Below are 15,686 nucleotides of genomic sequence, written 5' to 3'. Positions count from 1 at the left end.
ACTCCAAACCTGAAGGAACTACCATGTCGAAGCTATCCGGTCCGGGGACGGAGAGGGCCGTCTCGGGCGCCCGCTCCGTGGTGCTCACCTGCTTGGCAATTACCATCCTCGATGGTGTCGACCTCATCATGTTCGGCGCGGTTCTACCGACCTTGCTGGAAACAAAACAGTGGGGAATCACCACCGCATCGGCGGGGCTGATCGGAAGCCTGTCGCTGTTCGGAATGATGGCCGGTGCGATGCTGGCCGGCTACATAACAGATCGTATCGGTCGGCGACCCGTCGTACTCGCCTGCATCGCGAGCTTCAGTCTGTTCACCGGGTTATGCTCCCTTGCACCGAACCTGGAGGCATTCGGCCTCTTCCGGCTGATAGCGGGCCTCGGCTTCGGCGGTGCACTCCCCACCCTGATCGCGCTCACGCAGGAATACGTCAAGGTCGATCGACGACAGTTCTACAACGGCGTCATCCAGACCGGCTTCCCCATCGGAGGTGTCCTGGTCTCCATTGCCGCCATCTTCATGATCCCCGCCTTCGGTTGGAAATCGATGTTCGCGGCGGGTGGGATCCTGGGCGTCGCCCTGTTTGTCATTGCATTCCGGCATCTGCCCGAATCGATCGCCTTCCTCACGAGCAAGGGGCGGCACGACGAGGCCCGCGCGCTGGCCGACCGCTACGCGATCGATGACGGTGCGGAATCGGGCATGGCCCTCGGCCGGTCGCGAAGCGCAGATACCGAGACGATGTCGGGACTGAAGCTCCTGCTCGCACCCGGCTACCGGATCGCGACGATCATGTTCCCGCTGATCACCTTCTTCGGCCTCCTCGTGTCGTACGGCATGAACACCTGGATTCCGCAGATGTTGCGGTCGTCCGGCTACGATCTCGGATCCGCACTTGCCTTCCTGCTCGCCTTCAATCTCGGTAGCGGGATCGGCATGGTCGTCATCACGGGTCTGGCGGATCGACTGGGTTCACGCCCAGTGATCTCGGTGAGCTTCATCGGTGGTGCGCTCGCTGTGGCCGCACTGACTCTGCAGCCGGCACAGGCGCTGGTGTTCGGGTTGGTCCTGCTGATCGGATTCTGCGCCTCGTCCACGACCGCTGTCTACGGATTCGTCGGCGTCTTCTACCCCGCTGCGGCACGTGGCACGGCGCTCGGACTCGCGGTGGGTCTCGGTCGGTTGGGCGGCGTCGTCGGCCCCATTCTCACGGGCCTGATCATGAGCTCCGCCCTCGGAGCAACCTGGGCCTACTACGCATTCGCCATCGCCGGAGTGGCTGCCGCGGTGCTGGTGGCGTCGGTTCCTCGGAACGAGCGAGCCGTGAGCGAGACGCCTGCGGCTGTGGAGAAGGCCACGGAACCTGCCTGACCACGAATCGAGCCCACGACCTTGAAGGGACAACATGCGAGCGGGTCACGAAGACCATCAACGGGCAGAAGTCACGTCGACTTCAGGAAGGCACAGAAAGGCCGACAACTATGAGAATGAAAACGAGACTGACCTGCCCGTGCGGCACAGCAATCGCCGGCAGTGACGAAGACGATCTGGTGGTGAAGACTCAGGCGCATCTCGCTGAGTCGCACCCGGGAATGGAGTATTCCCGCGACGAGATCCTCTTCATCGCGTACTAGCCCAAGCGCGTGTACGCACATTCGACCACACCGCAGCGTTGCTCCGACTGGAAGTCGCTGTGATCCACCATTTTCCATCCCTGTTCACATGCTCGAGCTGAGGAGATTCCATGAAACTCGAAGGTAAGGTCGCGTTGATCACCGGTGCCGGGTCCGGACTGGGGCGAGAGGCGTCGCAATTGTTCGCGTCGGAGGGCGCGAAGGTCGCCGTCGTCGACATCGATCCGGAGCGCGCGAAGGGCACGGTCGAGCTGGTCGAGAAGCAGGGCGGTTCCGCGATCGCGGTCGCTGCGGATGTGCGAGTCGAACAGCAGGTGATCGATGCGGTGGCGGCGACGGTGGCGGCGTTCGGCAAGCTCGATATCGCGTGGGCCAACGCGGGCATCGTCTCGCGTGGTGGTGTGCCGTCGGTCGCGGGTGGTGAGCAGGTCGAGTTCCAGGATCTGACCGACGCCGACTGGCAGGACGTCATCGGCGTGAACCTGTCGGGTGTGTTCTACACCGCGAAGGCTGCGGTGCCGGCGCTGCGGGCCAACGGTGGGGGTGCCATCCTGGCGACATCGTCGGCGGCATCATTCGTGGCGTACCACAGCATCGCGGCGTACTCGGCGACGAAAGCCGGTGTGAACGGTATGGTTCGGGGGCTGAGCCTGGATCTGGGCAAGTACGGAATCCGAGTCAATGCGATCGCGCCGACGCACGGAATGTCGCCGAACTTCCTGGCCCCGGCGGGTTCGCCGGTAGTGGGGCAGTCGTACGAGGAGGTGGCAGGTCTTTGGGATCCAACAGTGTCGCCGATCCCGCTCAAGCTCAATCGTCCACCGTCGCTGAAGGATAACGCACGTGCTGCACTGTTCCTGGTGTCGGATGAGTCGGCGTACATCTCGGGGGTGACGCTTCCGACGACGGACGGCGGCACGTTGTCTCGTGTGGCGATGATGTTCCCGGAGGATGGGAACAATCCGCCGCCCATGGTCACCGGCGAAGAGTGACATTGATGACTGAGCACTACTTGGAGTCGCATCGCGACACGCGCCGACTGCTCGTAGATCGGTCGGTGTGCGCCGGGCACGGTATGTGTTACAGCCGTTCCCCCGAGGTCGTCGACTGTGACGATGCCGGCTATCCGATGATACTCCGTGACGCACTCGGGTTCGACGAGCACATCGCGGCGGCCGAGGAGGCCGTTGCGGTGTGCCCCGAACGGGCACTGACTCTTGCGTCGTCCTGACTCTGCTGCCTGAAGCGACGGCTGTCCGACTCGTCTATCCGCAGCTCATGTGCGACTCCGCAGCGGCGAGGGCTGCGGGCTCGGGAGGCACAGAAGTCGAGATCCAGCCGCCGCGCGGCTTCGTGTACGACGCCACCCGAGCCCAGTGTTCGAGTTGCAGGCGGTCGGTGCGGTGCTGTCGTTGTCCCTCGGCCGTGGCGCCGGCCACCAGGTCGGCAGCCAGGCGAGTGACCGTGTCCGCTGTCCCAGGAATCGCTTCGCTCTCTCCCCACTGGGTGCAGCTATCTGCTACATACTGGAGCGAATCGGCCGTTGGCTCGTCTTTCGCGCCGGCATGGCCGTGTTCAGGTGGACAATGGGAAGATGCACCCGCATGGGACGCTGTCCGGCTCGGGAAAAGGTCTGAGCCGAGCTGAACTGCTGGCCGCGGTATCGCTGGCGATCGACCTCGGTCTGGGTCAGCCGATGGAACACATGCTTCGGTCGTCCTTGATCGCGACGCGGATCGCCGAGCGGATGGGCCTCGACCCGCAACAGCGCGCGACCGTGTACTACGCCAATCTGGTCGGGTGGATCGGTTGTCACGCCGACTCCCACGAACTCTCGGCGCTCTTCGGCGACGACATTGCGTTCCGGGCCGACACCTACGCGGTGGACATGACCGGCCTGCCGTTTCTGCGGCTGATGATGAGTCACGTGGGACGCGGATTGCCGGGCTGGGAGCGCGGCATCCGTGCCGCTGTCTTTCTGGTCGCGGCTCGCAGCCAGGTCGCCACGCTGATCCACTCGCATTGCAGTTCCGCCGGGGTTCTTTCCGATCGGATGGGCCTGGACGGGCAGGTCGGAAAGGCGCTGGCCTACGTCTTCGAGCGCTGGGACGGCCGGGGGTTGCCCAACGGTTCCCGCGGAGAGGGTATCCCCGTCGAGATCCACATTGCTCACGTGGCAGACGTCGTCGAGGTGCACCTGCGGACGGGTGGACTCGAGCACGCGAAGGGCGTTCTTCGTTCCCGGCGCGGCAGTCAGTTCAGCCCGGCCGTGGCGGACGTGTTCGAACGTGACGCGGCGGCGATCGTGGACGGACTGCTCGAAATGGACGTCTGGATCGCGGCGTTGGCTCGTGCGCCGGATCGCGACCGAACCCTGACGGCCGAGGAGAGCGACGAATTGCTCGGGGCCATGGCTGATTTCGTCGATCTCAAATCTCCGTTCACCCTGGGGCATTCGCGTGGCGTCGCGAATCTGGTGGCCGGGGCGGCCCGACGCCTGGGCATGTCGCCGTCGGACATCACGCATCTCTACCGTGCCGGCCTCGTGCACAGCCTCGGCAAAATGGGAGTGTCCAACCAGATCTGGGAGAAGAAGGGGCCGCTCACTACCGCTGAATGGGAACGGGTACGGATGTATCCGGATCTGACCGGCCGGATACTGAGCCGAGTCAGCGGCTTGGAGCCGGTGGTGTCCGTCGCAATGAAGCACCGGGAACGGATCGACGGGTCCGGCTTTCCCCGGGGGATCGCCGGCGCGGAGTTGACCGCGCAGGACCGGCTGCTTGCCACGGCTGATGCTTATCAGCGATTCCTCGAACCGCGTCCATACCGGCCGGCGCTCGATCCTCGTGGCGCTGCTGATCGGTTGCGAGAAAAGGCGCGCGCCGGACGCCTCGACGCCGAGTCGGTGACGGCCGTGCTGGCGGCGGCCGGGCAGCGGCTGTCGCGGCGGACGCCCTGGCCAGCCGGCCTCACCGACCGCGAGGTCGAGATCCTGCGACTCGTCGCGCAGGGCCGGTCGAACCGAGAAATTGCCGCTGAACTGTTCATCGCCGAGAAGACGGCGCGCAACCACGTCGAACGTGTCTACGCCAAGCTCGGTGTCAACAACCGCACGCAGGCCAGTCTCGCCGCGATCGATCGGGGTTTGGTGGGCTTCCCGGTAAATGCGGTCGTCGGGAAGTGAAGCATCAGGAATCTGGCGGGACCGGCTGCGCGGGGCGTCATCGCCGGGATGCGCCGGGCCGGGATCGCCGGTCCAGTACCCACACCGTGGCCAGCGTGAGGCCAACTGCGAACGCGGCGAGCGCGACGAGGCTGGCGCCGGTGCCTCCGTGGAAGGTGTCGCCGTAGGCGGACATGGCCGGCAGCGTGGTGCTGTACCGGTCGAGATCCAGGTCGCGACCCAGTGCTTCGAAGGCGTGGCGGTTGGAGAGTCCGAGGCTCATCAAGCGTCCCGGGACGGCCATAGCGTCAACGGGGACTATCGCGCCACCGAACAGAACCTGAGGGAAGCAGAGCATCGGCAGGGCGAGGGCGGCCTGTGCGGCGTTGGAGACCGCGGCGGAGGCGAGCAAGCCGAGGGCCAGTGCCGAGGTCGCCTCGATCAGAATCGTGACGAACAGGAAGGCGGATACGTCCCATCCGACGGCGGGGAGCCGACCGAGGGCCCGCAGGACACCGAGGAGCAGTGCGCTCACTCCAGCCAGCGCCGGAAGCAGCGCTGTCACCTTGGATGCCACGTAGGCGCCCACGCTGAGCCCGGCCAGGCGCTCCTGCCGGAAGACGGCCATCTCCCCGACGATCTGGAGAAGGCCGTACGTCAGGCCGAAGAAGAAGCCGGCGAATGCGATCCAGAACACGATCTGGGCCGGGCCGAGGTCGGCTGCGCTATGCGGATCGAACGCGCCGCGCTGGAACAGCGTCGCCATCATCGCCGTGACCAGCACCGGTGAGCCGAGCAGGACCGCCAGGGTCAGCCGGTTGCGGAGGAGAACGTCAATGTTGCGTCGCGTGAGTAGCCACCATTGCCGCACCATGCCTGTGCGTTCGACGGCTGAACGGGTGGCCGGGATGGGCAGTGGAGCCACGGCAGGCCGGGCTTCCGACGTCCCACCGCTGGCCGCGAATCGCTGCGCCCAGATCTGAGGAGTGTGCTCACGCGCCAGCCGGTCGTACACGTCGGCGAGGTCTTCCACGTCGAAGTAGCGCCGAGCCTCGGCGGGGCTGCCGGTGAAGGCCAGGTGGCCGTCGCGAGCCAGGAATACCACTCGGTCACACCGGTCGATCCCGGCCGGCTCGTGCGTCGTGAGGACGACTGTGACCCCGTGTCGGCTGAGTCGGCGCAGCAGGCGCATCACGTCGGCTGCGGTTGACGGATCGAGCCCGGAGGTGGGTTCGTCGAGGAAGAAGAGGTGTGGTCGGGTGAGTAGCTCCACGGCGATACTGGCCCGCTTGCGCTGGCCGCCGGAGAGTGCACGGACCGGGACCTCGGCCTGATCTGCCAGGTCGAGGTCTTGCATGGTCTCCTCGACTACCCGGTCCGCTTCGGCCGCAGACGTGCCGGCAGGCAGCCGTAGCCGCGCCGCGTAGCGCAGCGTGCGCCGCAGGGGCATCTCGCGGTGGATGATGTCGTCCTGGGGCACGTAGCCGATACGGGAATCGGCGCTGAGTCGGGCGCCGCGAACCACGCCGTCGTGCCGAACCTCCCCGGAAGACGGTGGTTGCAATCCCGCGAGGATCTCCAGCAGTGTGCTCTTTCCTGCTCCACTGCCGCCGGCAATGGCGACCAACTCGCCTGGTTCGACCGACAGTGACAGGTCCTGGAGGATCTGCCGCGCCCCGACACGCCTGCTCACGTCGACGGCATCGACCCGCCCGCCGCCCTGCGCTCCGGGTGCGTGATCGGAAGTCCGCGTATCGTCCCGCTCGCACGTCAATTCGGTCATGACCGGTGATCTTCGTGATTCCTGAATTCGTTTTGTCATGCCCTGATCATCGGTCCGCCGCTTCCGTGGTCGCATGGGGCGTTTGCCTCAAATTGCGAGGTCCCCGAAAACCGATCCAAGTCGGAGCCGATAAGGCAAGCTTCGGGCAGATCGACGTTGCAGGCATGGATTGGGGAGAGGTGTGGCACAAACATTTCTCAGGCGGCGAATCGTCGCCGTCTCGGCGATCTTGATGACGGGTCTGGTGGGATGCGGTGAGTCGGGAGTACAACCAGCTGGGTCCGATGTGCAGCTCACCGAAACGATTCCGAAGGCGATGGCGCAAGCCGCGATTCCCGGGGCAATCGTCGGTGTCTGGCAGGACGACGCCGCGCCCTACGTCCAGGCGTTCGGGGTACGCGACACGGCGACCGGCGACCCCATGGCGCCCGACTTGTTCATGCGCGTCGGCAGCGTGACCAAGACCTTCACCACCACCGCCGTGCTGCAACTGGTCGATCAGGGAAAGGTAGGCCTCGACGATTCGATCGCCAGGTATGTGCCCGGAGTCCCCAATGGAGACACGATCACCATCCGTCAGTTGGCGGCTATGCGTAGTGGGCTTCCCGACTTCACGGACGTGGTGATCCCGGCGCTCCCGAGTCAGCCGCAGCGCCAGTGGACGCCCCAGGAACTGCTCGAGATCAGTTTCAGCCATCCACCTCTTTTCGCGCCGGGCGCCGAGTTCGACTACTGCAACACCAACACCACGCTCCTGGGCCTCGTGGTCGAGAAGGCCTCGGGCCAGCAGCTGGACGCCTACATCGCCGAGCACATCACGCGGCCCGAGAATCTCGGCCACACCTCGGTCCCAACCAGTGCAGCCATTCCGTCCCCGCACGCCCAGGGATACACGAAAACACCAGACGGCGCGACGGTGGACGCGACCGACTGGAACCCGTCGTGGGGATTCGGCGCGGGAAACATGATTTCGACGCTCGACGACTTGCGTGTGTGGGCGCGCGACTTGGCAGAAGGAACGTTGCTCTCGCCGGCCACTCAGCGCGAACGGGAGCAGTTTCAGCTGGCGCCGTCGGAAGGTACGGGTTCGCTGTACGGACTCGGAGTCGAGTACCAGAACGGCTGGATCGGCCACAACGGAAATATTGCCGGCTACCAGACCTATGCCTATTACCTTCCCCCCGAGAGCAAGACGGTGGTGGTGATGGTCAATTCGAATGTCGACCCGCTGGGCGTGTGGGACTTCTTCACTGAGATCGTGAGGATCGTCAGCCCGGACCATCCCTGGCCGGCGCCCCCGTCGTAGAGGTCAGTTGAGAACGCTTGCAGCCAAGCGGATCAGGTATGTCTTCGCCTTCAGTGGGGCGCTCCGGCAGACGGTAGCCGGTGTGGGCGCCGACGAAAGGCCGGCCTTCAACCAGCGGACGTCAGCAAACCGACGATTGAAATCGCGATTGCCGAGGCGGCGCCACAGATTGTCCAGGCCTGCACAGCGGTCCGGCTCCAGCGGGGATTGCGGATCTGGGTGGCCGGTGCGGGGGCAGCGCCCGGCCCACCGACACGCGACGGTTCGGGTTCATGTCCGTGACGGCGCGACAGCGCATCCGCGGCGAGCGCTGCGCTGAGAGAGGCGACCACCACGATCAACGTGACGGCGATGATCACAACAGTCCAGGGCATATTTGTACCGTGCCTTTACGATTCCTGGGATGTCGACGGGTGCGGTCGACGTCTGCGGTGCCGATCGTGGTGCGCGTGTGCAGCGTCCGTCATGGAGAAGGTCGGAGCAGCACAGCTGCCGTGATGAGGCCGGCAAATGTCGCGGCGACGATCGCCGCGGTGGCGCACAGTGAGTTGGTGACTATCCAGGCCGGCATGGCTACGGATAGTGAGGCACCGGCACCGATGACCGGCTGTATGAGGCGTTCTGTACCGCCGGGTATCCGCTGCTTCATGGGTAGCGAGGGATGCATTCCATGCTCCTTTCGCAAGGGATAGATGCAGGCGGTGGCCAAATCGGGTCCGTTTGGCAGTGGCCGCCTGTGAGGTTTGTCTGTCTCCTCCGGTAACGATTAGGAGTGATTTGGATCACAATCAAGTTGCAGGATCTTGTTGTACCGCATTCCTGCGAAGAGCGCCACTGGGCAACCGTCCATGTTCGGATGGCCCTGAAACTGTTCGGTGTGCAGCTCGGTAACCGATATTGAGAGCATTCGTCGTATCGTCACGTGTGAGCGCGTCACCGTTACCGCACTGCGCTGCGATGTTCCATTCGGCGCAGAATGGGGGACTCCTACGCGTCGGGAGGGGCTGGGGCTCAGTGGGATTGGCTCCGGTATCTGCCCGGCGAGGCGGCCGGTGGGCGTTGAGGTCGATGTCACGTGACATGGCGATCGAGACCATGGCCCAGTCGGCAGGAACGCTCGGCGGAAGGCGCGAAGACCAACAGCGGGACTTAAGACCCTATTCGCGAGTGCTTTGGCCGTGCTTACGATTCCGAGCGTGACACTCGGCTCCCTATCCTTGGCCCTTCTGCGTGTGAACTACCGACTGGCGCGGTTTCCGCTGCAACTGGTCGAAGTCGTGGCGGTGTCTCGGCTCGGCGAACGGGAGCCGATGCGGCTCGCGTACGAGCAGATCCTGATCGACTGCGACCGTGCCGCGGGCTACCTGCTCAACGATGAGAACGCGACCAGGCGCGCGGCCGACCTGAAGCGACGAACTGCAACGGTGCGACTGCTGATTGCCCGTGAACATCACCACGTCCAGCATCGTGGTGTGATCTTGCTCGATGAGCAGCGCGAGCGGTTTCGTCAACGCCGTCAGCGGGACGCGGGTCCGCTGACATGACGTGTGCGCTGTTCTGGCATGAGCTGACAACTGTGTCATCGTGGCTTGAAAGTACGTGGTCAGGTACCAAATTTGGCATTCGGCGACACGTGCTGCGAGGCACACGGCCGCCCGACCTGGACGGTTGTACAGATGACAGCTGCGGATTCGTCGGCTACAACTGATCAGGCATCGACAGTGACGTGACTCACATTTCGCGTCCGGACGGGTTCGTCGGCACACCGGCGGGTCGGCGGCCGATGCACGAGAGCGAAGGAGTATTGCGGAATGATCGAGGACAGCACCGAACTATCCCTCTCTCCGGTTCCCGGCCCGACGCGCCTGATTCCCCGCAGGCGACCCGACGGTCGTGAACTCCTCGGCACGGCGAAGGGAATACTGATCGCGGCCCGCGGCTGCAGTGATGCCCAGGCATTCGACGAACTCCTCGACGTCGCTCGACGTCATCACCTGACCGTCCTCGGCGCAGCCCGGAGCCTGGTCGACCTCGCCGCCGGCACCGCACCCCGTCGGTGCAGTCCCGACGTTGTCCGATTCGACGAGTGGGAGCAGCTCCTCATCCAGCTCCCCCCGCGCCGACACGCTCAGGCGAGTTGAAGCGCCAGGGGTCGTGGGCGGTGAGTTCCATTCATGCTGATCCCCACGAGACCAGCAGCACGGAATCGAGCCACCCACGCGACAGGACGCCGCAGCCCGATGACGACACTATCGTGTGGCCGGAACCGAGCCCGCTCGAGTCTTGGTGGAAGCACGTGATCGACGACCACGAGATCGCACTCCCCGAGGGTGGGCCCTCGATTGACGTCGGCACGTAGTCGGCGGAAGGCTCGACGTACATCGATGCGCGATCGTGTCGACGAAGTTCCCCGAAATTTGTGAAGTTCTCACCGTCGTTCCGGGTGACGCCCCGGGTGTGTCGCCGCGAGGTTTGGCGGACGCGAACGTCGCCGCCGTCCAACGGCCGAGGACTCCCACACATGTCCGGAGGGGTACTCGAGGGCGCACCGTGTTGTGGACAGCACGCGCGTGAAACCGCCGCAACAGACAATGGGGATTGGTGTCGAATCGGTTGTCTGTGATCATGGCCGGCCAACCGGTCACTGGCAGGCTGATGTTTCGGGAGGGATGTCTACGGGCACGCCAGAACTATGACGACCGAACACGGCGCGAGGCACGTCTCAGGATCCGGGTCGGTGGGGGACTGTCCCCTTCCACCTCTGAGGTCTGGTAGTCGGTTACACATTGTCGAGGGTCGGCCCTGGCGCCGGGCACTCGACTGCATGGGGGAAGGCGGCCGGGAGGGTAGAAGGCCCTGGCACGGGGCGACGAGCGTCCACGATCTGGATGTGCTGCTCGTTGTGCTCTCGACCGATCCGCGCATGGTGTTATGCATAGACGTTGCGGACGGAGATGCGGCCGACCGCGGCGGCATCATCGAGGTGCGCCCTTCCGAGACTGTAATGTTCCGTCACGGCATTCTGTTCGACGCAGTGAAAAAGCGTTCAGGACTTAACGTTCGGATGTACGAAAGCTACCGCGGGTCGGATGCGCATGCGATCCTGGATGCCCTCGACAAGGAATATCACCTCGATACCCCGTGGTTTACCCCCGCGCGGTGGATCGAGGGCCACGGAGTCGACTTCTAACGGAGCCGATAGGTGACACCGGTGTCCGAGCAACGACAACCGAACGACGGATCGAACGGGGACCGCACCCACCGGATGCGGTCCCACAGACTAGTTAGACAGCCCGCACATTCGTGGCCTGCGGGCCCTTCTGCCCCTGGCCCACCTCGAACTCGACGCGCTGGTTCTCATCGAGCGACTTGAAGCCGCTGCCCGAGATTTCCGAGTAGTGCACGAAGACGTCCGGAGTTCCGTCGTCGGGTGCGATGAAACCGAAGCCTTTCTCGCCGTTGAACCACTTCACAATGCCCTGCGCCATGCCGATACTCCCTACAACCTCGATCCGGGCACTCACATCGAATTCCCGATCTCGATACCGTTGATCCTGCCACCCTGGCGACGGCTCGGCGCGACCGCACCTGATCAAAGGAAGCGAGCGCACTGCTCGAGAGGTCACTGCGCCCCTCCGACCACCCGACATGGGTAGTGGACGATGCTCGAGATTCCCGTCCGGGACGCCAGGCTGCGGATCTCGGTGGCACAGGTGATCACTACGCCCCAAGTCTGGCTCGCTACGAGACCGGAATTCCTGGTTCGAGGAGGCGCCGACCCGAATACACTGGTCGAGGTGACCCGAGAGGATCCCGATCGGCTCTCAGCCGACGATGCACACATCTTGGGGCTCGAATCAGCGGTGATCACCGGCCATACGCTCAAGCTGGTAGTACTCGAGCCGGGCATTGGCCCGCTCGACCTCGAGGCCCTGCGGACTGCGGTCGCGGAGCGGCTTCCGATCGAGCCGCGAGCGACGCAGCGGATCGACACCTCGGGACCTGAGCCGTGCTGGACCGAGGCGACCGCGTTCGAGATCAGCGACCACGTCCGACGCAGGGAAGAGCCCGGGTGTGCCTCGCGGGCCGACCTGTGGCGGGCCGTCAGCAAGCTGATGTCCGAGCACCTCGACCACGATCGTCCACTGTGGACGATCGATCTGATCGGCCCACTCGGCGACGGCCGCGACGCGATCGCGGTCCGGATTCATCACGCGATGGCCGACGGGATCAGCGCCGTGCGTTTCCTCGACGAGGTGCTCTGGGATCGCCACCCCGAACCGAACCCGCGGGGACCGCGACCGGGCCTTCGCGCCGCTTCGCCGCAGCGTTCGCGGGTTGACGAGGCGCTGCGGATGCCCGCGGCTGTGCGCCGCGAGCTCGGCCATCGCAGCTCGCATTCGCCTTTCGACCGCCCGATCAGTGCCGCCCGCGAGCTCGCCTTTACCGTCGTCCCGCTCCCGGAACTGAAGGCAATCGGCGCCTCACGCCCCACCCACGCCACTGTCAACGATGTGCTCCTCGCGATTGTCGCCGGCGGCCTGCGTAGCTGGCTCGGCACCGGCGACGCGGCGCTGCCACGTCTTCGTGCTCAGGTCCCGGTCAGTCTTCACCATCGGGATGAGGAAGCGGGTGCGCTCGGAAACCGCGATTCCTTCCTGAACGTCGATCTGCCGCTCGCCGAGGCTGATCCGCTCACCCGACTCGACCGGATCAACGCCGAGACCAGCAAGGGTAAGCGCCTCGACGACGCCGAAGAGCTCTTCGATCTCTTCCACGCTCTCGGACGCGTGAAGCGGGTCGGGGAAGCCGCGAAGCGACTCGCCGGAAGCCCGCGCGAGTTCAGCCTTTCGATCTCGAACGTCCCCGGCCCGCCCGCGCCCGTCAGCGTTTCCGGACGCCGGGTCGAGCGCCTCTTCTCCTCCTCGGAGCCCGCCGCTCACCACGCGCTGCGGATCTCCGCGATCTCCTGCGCCGGGATCGTCGGCATCGGGCTCTGTACCGACCCCGAGGCGCTACCCGATGTAGTCGGGCTGGCGGAGGCTATGGAAAATTCGTACTCCGAATTACGTGGCGCCGCGATCACGTGACGTGACACACGCGGGGCCAACTACTCGGCGATCCCGGCTGGCAATGCGGTGGTCCTGGAGACCTGGTCGCTGTGGCCGTTGTCGAGTGGGTCGGGCCAGGTTGTCCAGGTGTCGGGGCCGAGTTCGATCTCGGCGGTGGTCAGCAGGCACGCGTCGAGCTGGTACCGCAGTGCGTCGGGGTCGATTCCTTGGCCGATGAAGACCAGTTCTTGCCGGCAGTCACCAACTGGCTCTTCCCATTTGTCGCGTATACCCGCGCGGCGGTAATCGTCATCAGGCCAGTAGGACTCGGGTAGGAATTTCCACCAGCGTCCGACGTAGTCGTGTCGGATCAGGTGGCCGGCCTGGGAGATGCTGCCGATCTCGGTGAATCGGCACGCGTTCCAGAAGTAGCCTTTGGCTCTCAGGAGACGCCCATTACCCCATTCGCTGGTGAGGAACTGGTGCAGCCGCCCGGGGTGGAAGGGGGCGCGTTCACGGTAGACCACGGAGCTGATGCCGTATTCCTCCGTCTCGGGGGTGTGTTCTCCCTGGAGTTCTTGGAGCCATCCGGGTGCCCGGGCAGCCTTCTCCAAGGAGAACAGGCCGGTGTCCATGATGGTTTCGAGGGGGATCAGGCCGTGGGACATCGACTGTATGCGGGCAGCGGGGTTGAGCGAGTACAGGACCGCGGTCAGTTCGGTCAGGTGCTCTGCTGTGACAAGGTCGGACTTGCTGACCAAAATGACATCGGCGAACTCGATCTGATCGACCAGCAGATCGGAGATGTCGCGTTCGTCGTCGGGTGCGTCGGCCTCGATGCGGCCACCGGTCTGGTAATCGTGGAGAAAGCTGTGGGCGTCGACGACGGTCACCATGGTGTCCAGCCGGGCGATATCTGCCAGAGCGTGTCCGTCGGCGTCGATGAAGGTGAACGTCTCAGCGACCGGCAGCGGCTCGGAGATGCCGGACGATTCGATCAGGAGGTAGTCGAATCGTCCGTCAGCGGCCAGTGCACCGATTTCGGCGAGAAGGTCCTCGCGCAGGGTGCAGCAGATACAGCCGTTGGTCATCTCGACGAGCTTTTCTTGAGAGCGGCTCAGTGAGATCTCCCGTTCGACTTCGGCGCTGTCGATGTTGATCTCGCTCATGTCGTTGACGATGACGGCCACCCGCAGGCCTTCACGGTTGCGCAGGACCTGGTTGAGGAGGGTGGTTTTTCCTGCACCCAGGAATCCTGACAGCACGGTCACAGGAAGTCGTGTGTCGGCCATGGTTCTGAATCCTTCCGCGGGTTTGGTGAGATGCCGGCTGTGAAGCGGGCGTCGGCGGGTACGCGCACGCGGCGCGTACCCGCCGACGCCGTGGGTGACAAGTCTGGGCGCAGAGTCAGGCCGCCGGTTCGAGGTATCCCTCGAACAGGTCGACTACGACGCTGCCGGCGTCGGTGTCGTCTCCGAAGAGGTCCTCGGCCGCGAACTGGACGTGGTACGTCGGTTCCTCGCCGGCGTCGGCGCGGCCGTGGCCGATGGCGTCCGGGAACGGCCATTGGTCAGTGGTGCGGTGGGTGACGGTCCCGACCCGGCCGCGGCAGTAGGCCGGCATGCGGATGTGCCCGGGAACGTACTCGTCGCGCACCCGGACACGTTGCCCGACGTCGAAGGTGATGGTGTCGGTGCGGGCCGGACGTCCCTCCGACTCGGCCGGCCGGGACAGGGGAAAGGGGCCCCCGGCGAGGGCTTCGAGTTCGTGGTGGGTGAGGATGCCTTTTTCGACCATGAGGGTGGCAACGCCGATGACGTACCTCTCGTAATACGGCGTCATCATGTAGTGGCGGGGTTCCATCCGTTCGACGACGTGGCGGACCTCGTCGACACTGAATGCTCCCAGGTCCGCCGCTCCCAGGAACAGCAGGCTGTAGGGGAGGTGTTCCCACTCGGCGTGGAAGGTGGGGCCGATATCGGCGTCGACGGTGTGGGGGACCTTGCCGAATCCTTGAACACCGGCGAGATCGTGTACTCCATCCATGGGTTTATCTCCTTGGTTCGGTGGTTCAGTTGCCCGGGACCTGCGGGACTGCTATCCCGATCAGGCAGTCCTTGGTGACGATCTGCTGTAGTTGCTCCTGGGTCCAGCCTTCGGTGCCGGCGGGCCGTTGGGGGAGCACGATGTAGCGGGTCTCGGCGGTGGTGTCGTACACGCGGATCTCGACATCCTCGGCGATATCGGTGCCCATCTCCGACAGCACTTTTCGAGGTTCACGGACGACGCGCGCACGATACTCGAAGCTCTTGTACCAGGTCGGCGGCAACCCGAGGATGGGCCACGCGGTGCATGAGCACAGGGAGCACACGATCACGTTCTTGAGGGTGGCGGTGTCCTCGAGCGCGACGATGTACTCGCCCTGCGGTCCCAGATAGCCGTACTGGTCCACGGCTGCGGTGCCATCGGTGAGGAGCAGTTCGCGGAATTCCGGGTCGGTCCATGCTCGCGCTACGAGTTCGGCGCCGCGTTTCGGGCTGAATTCCTCCTCGAAGGTCTTCTTCCACCCTTCGGTGTAGCCCTCGGGGACCAGGCCCTTTCCGTCGAGCGCACGGAACAGCGCCCACGCGCGATCAGACGCCGGCGCTTGAGCTGGTGCCGCGTTGTCTGGTGTGTGTTCGATCGTTGTCGACATTGTTTCGACTTTCTGTAGGGGCTGGTACGGGCGAAGTGGTGGTATGAGT

At 64.8% G+C, this 15,686-nt stretch carries 17 protein-coding genes; 10 read left to right on the top strand and 7 right to left on the bottom strand.

What is annotated here, in order from left to right; genetic code table 11:
* Window positions 1–23 precede the first annotated feature (23 nt).
* The 4 genes from RJ1_RS25410 (at window position 24) to RJ1_RS25395 (ending at window position 2,867) form a co-directional block, all read left to right on the top strand.
* On the top strand, window positions 24–1,373 hold the full coding sequence (locus RJ1_RS25410) for an MFS transporter (protein WP_073365034.1): 1,350 nt from the start codon (window positions 24–26) through the stop codon (window positions 1,371–1,373).
* Window positions 1,374–1,489: 116 nt separating this feature from the next.
* Window positions 1,490–1,636, top strand: a complete 147-nt coding sequence (locus tag RJ1_RS25405) for a DUF1059 domain-containing protein (RefSeq protein WP_073365032.1) — start codon at window positions 1,490–1,492, stop codon at window positions 1,634–1,636.
* 110 nt (window positions 1,637–1,746) lie between these two features.
* The gene (locus tag RJ1_RS25400; protein WP_073365030.1) at window positions 1,747–2,628 is read left to right on the top strand and encodes an SDR family NAD(P)-dependent oxidoreductase; all 882 of its coding nucleotides are present in this window, start codon (window positions 1,747–1,749) and stop codon (window positions 2,626–2,628) included.
* Window positions 2,629–2,633: 5 nt separating this feature from the next.
* Window positions 2,634–2,867 (top strand): ferredoxin, encoded by a 234-nt coding sequence (locus tag RJ1_RS25395; protein ID WP_073365028.1) that lies wholly within the window; start codon window positions 2,634–2,636, stop codon window positions 2,865–2,867.
* A gap of 34 nt (window positions 2,868–2,901) precedes the next feature.
* Here RJ1_RS25395 and RJ1_RS49340 read toward each other — a convergent pair whose 3' ends face one another.
* The gene (locus RJ1_RS49340; RefSeq protein WP_378380555.1) at window positions 2,902–3,090 is read right to left on the bottom strand and encodes a TA system antitoxin ParD family protein; all 189 of its coding nucleotides are present in this window, start codon (window positions 3,088–3,090) and stop codon (window positions 2,902–2,904) included.
* A gap of 140 nt (window positions 3,091–3,230) precedes the next feature.
* Here RJ1_RS49340 and RJ1_RS25385 point away from each other — a divergent pair, with 140 nt between their 5' ends.
* Entirely contained in the window at window positions 3,231–4,823 is a 1,593-nt protein-coding gene (locus tag RJ1_RS25385; RefSeq protein WP_073365026.1) for an HD domain-containing phosphohydrolase, read from the top strand.
* Between the two features lie 37 nt (window positions 4,824–4,860).
* Here the strand turns inward: RJ1_RS25385 and RJ1_RS25380 are convergent, their stop codons facing one another.
* Window positions 4,861–6,624 carry an ABC transporter ATP-binding protein/permease gene (locus RJ1_RS25380; protein ID WP_378380540.1) on the bottom strand — a complete coding sequence of 588 codons (1,764 nt, stop codon included), beginning with the start codon at window positions 6,622–6,624 and terminating at the stop codon, window positions 4,861–4,863.
* Between the two features lie 142 nt (window positions 6,625–6,766).
* Here RJ1_RS25380 and RJ1_RS25375 point away from each other — a divergent pair, with 142 nt between their 5' ends.
* Window positions 6,767–7,891, top strand: a complete 1,125-nt coding sequence (locus RJ1_RS25375; RefSeq protein WP_073365022.1) for a serine hydrolase domain-containing protein — start codon at window positions 6,767–6,769, stop codon at window positions 7,889–7,891.
* 107 nt (window positions 7,892–7,998) lie between these two features.
* Here RJ1_RS25375 and RJ1_RS25370 read toward each other — a convergent pair whose 3' ends face one another.
* Entirely contained in the window at window positions 7,999–8,265 is a 267-nt protein-coding gene (locus RJ1_RS25370) for a hypothetical protein (protein WP_174695016.1), read from the bottom strand.
* An 822-nt stretch (window positions 8,266–9,087) separates the two neighbouring features.
* On the opposite strand from RJ1_RS25370, the gene RJ1_RS25360 reads away from it, so the two are divergent.
* From RJ1_RS25360 to RJ1_RS25345, 3 genes are all read left to right on the top strand, one after another.
* Window positions 9,088–9,435 carry a hypothetical protein gene (locus tag RJ1_RS25360; RefSeq protein WP_073365016.1) on the top strand — a complete coding sequence of 116 codons (348 nt, stop codon included), beginning with the start codon at window positions 9,088–9,090 and terminating at the stop codon, window positions 9,433–9,435.
* A gap of 267 nt (window positions 9,436–9,702) precedes the next feature.
* Window positions 9,703–10,032: an ANTAR domain-containing protein gene (locus tag RJ1_RS25355; protein WP_073365014.1), complete on the top strand. Its 330-nt coding sequence runs from the start codon at window positions 9,703–9,705 to the stop codon at window positions 10,030–10,032.
* Between the two features lie 749 nt (window positions 10,033–10,781).
* Complete coding sequence (locus tag RJ1_RS25345) at window positions 10,782–11,081, top strand: hypothetical protein (RefSeq protein WP_240319671.1); 300 nt, start codon at window positions 10,782–10,784, stop codon at window positions 11,079–11,081.
* A gap of 94 nt (window positions 11,082–11,175) precedes the next feature.
* Here RJ1_RS25345 and RJ1_RS25340 read toward each other — a convergent pair whose 3' ends face one another.
* The gene (locus tag RJ1_RS25340) at window positions 11,176–11,379 is read right to left on the bottom strand and encodes a cold-shock protein (protein WP_073365012.1); all 204 of its coding nucleotides are present in this window, start codon (window positions 11,377–11,379) and stop codon (window positions 11,176–11,178) included.
* A gap of 309 nt (window positions 11,380–11,688) precedes the next feature.
* On the opposite strand from RJ1_RS25340, the gene RJ1_RS25335 reads away from it, so the two are divergent.
* Window positions 11,689–12,981 carry a wax ester/triacylglycerol synthase domain-containing protein gene (locus tag RJ1_RS25335; RefSeq protein ID WP_073365110.1) on the top strand — a complete coding sequence of 431 codons (1,293 nt, stop codon included), beginning with the start codon at window positions 11,689–11,691 and terminating at the stop codon, window positions 12,979–12,981.
* A 20-nt stretch (window positions 12,982–13,001) separates the two neighbouring features.
* Here the strand turns inward: RJ1_RS25335 and RJ1_RS25330 are convergent, their stop codons facing one another.
* From RJ1_RS25330 to nthA, 3 genes are all read right to left on the bottom strand, one after another.
* Window positions 13,002–14,234, bottom strand: coding sequence for a GTP-binding protein (locus RJ1_RS25330; protein WP_073365010.1), 1,233 nt, complete (start codon window positions 14,232–14,234; stop codon window positions 13,002–13,004).
* Window positions 14,235–14,349: 115 nt separating this feature from the next.
* Window positions 14,350–14,988: a nitrile hydratase subunit beta gene (gene nthB / locus RJ1_RS25325; RefSeq protein ID WP_073365008.1), complete on the bottom strand. Its 639-nt coding sequence runs from the start codon at window positions 14,986–14,988 to the stop codon at window positions 14,350–14,352.
* 25 nt (window positions 14,989–15,013) lie between these two features.
* The gene (nthA, locus tag RJ1_RS25320) at window positions 15,014–15,637 is read right to left on the bottom strand and encodes a nitrile hydratase subunit alpha (protein WP_073365006.1); all 624 of its coding nucleotides are present in this window, start codon (window positions 15,635–15,637) and stop codon (window positions 15,014–15,016) included.
* Between the last annotated feature and the right edge of the window lie 49 nt (window positions 15,638–15,686).

Source organism: Rhodococcus jostii NBRC 16295, assembly GCF_001894825.1.
GTDB lineage: Bacteria > Actinomycetota > Actinomycetes > Mycobacteriales > Mycobacteriaceae > Rhodococcus_F > Rhodococcus_F jostii.
This window is presented reverse-complemented; position numbering and strand designations above follow the sequence as displayed.

Coding starts and splice junctions, on each gene's coding strand:
- RJ1_RS25410 (WP_073365034.1), top strand. CDS start 24: ATGTCGAAGCTATCCGGTCCGGGGACGGAGAGGGCCGTCTCGGGCGCC.
- RJ1_RS25405 (WP_073365032.1), top strand. CDS start 1,490: ATGAAAACGAGACTGACCTGCCCGTGCGGCACAGCAATCGCCGGCAGT.
- RJ1_RS25400 (WP_073365030.1), top strand. CDS start 1,747: ATGAAACTCGAAGGTAAGGTCGCGTTGATCACCGGTGCCGGGTCCGGA.
- RJ1_RS25395 (WP_073365028.1), top strand. CDS start 2,634: ATGACTGAGCACTACTTGGAGTCGCATCGCGACACGCGCCGACTGCTC.
- RJ1_RS25385 (WP_073365026.1), top strand. CDS start 3,231: ATGCACCCGCATGGGACGCTGTCCGGCTCGGGAAAAGGTCTGAGCCGA.
- RJ1_RS25380 (WP_378380540.1), bottom strand. CDS start 6,624: ATGACAAAACGAATTCAGGAATCACGAAGATCACCGGTCATGACCGAA.
- RJ1_RS25370 (WP_174695016.1), bottom strand. CDS start 8,265: ATGCCCTGGACTGTTGTGATCATCGCCGTCACGTTGATCGTGGTGGTC.
- RJ1_RS25355 (WP_073365014.1), top strand. CDS start 9,703: ATGATCGAGGACAGCACCGAACTATCCCTCTCTCCGGTTCCCGGCCCG.
- RJ1_RS25340 (WP_073365012.1), bottom strand. CDS start 11,379: ATGGCGCAGGGCATTGTGAAGTGGTTCAACGGCGAGAAAGGCTTCGGT.
- RJ1_RS25330 (WP_073365010.1), bottom strand. CDS start 14,234: ATGGCCGACACACGACTTCCTGTGACCGTGCTGTCAGGATTCCTGGGT.
- nthB (WP_073365008.1), bottom strand. CDS start 14,988: ATGGATGGAGTACACGATCTCGCCGGTGTTCAAGGATTCGGCAAGGTC.
- nthA (WP_073365006.1), bottom strand. CDS start 15,637: ATGTCGACAACGATCGAACACACACCAGACAACGCGGCACCAGCTCAA.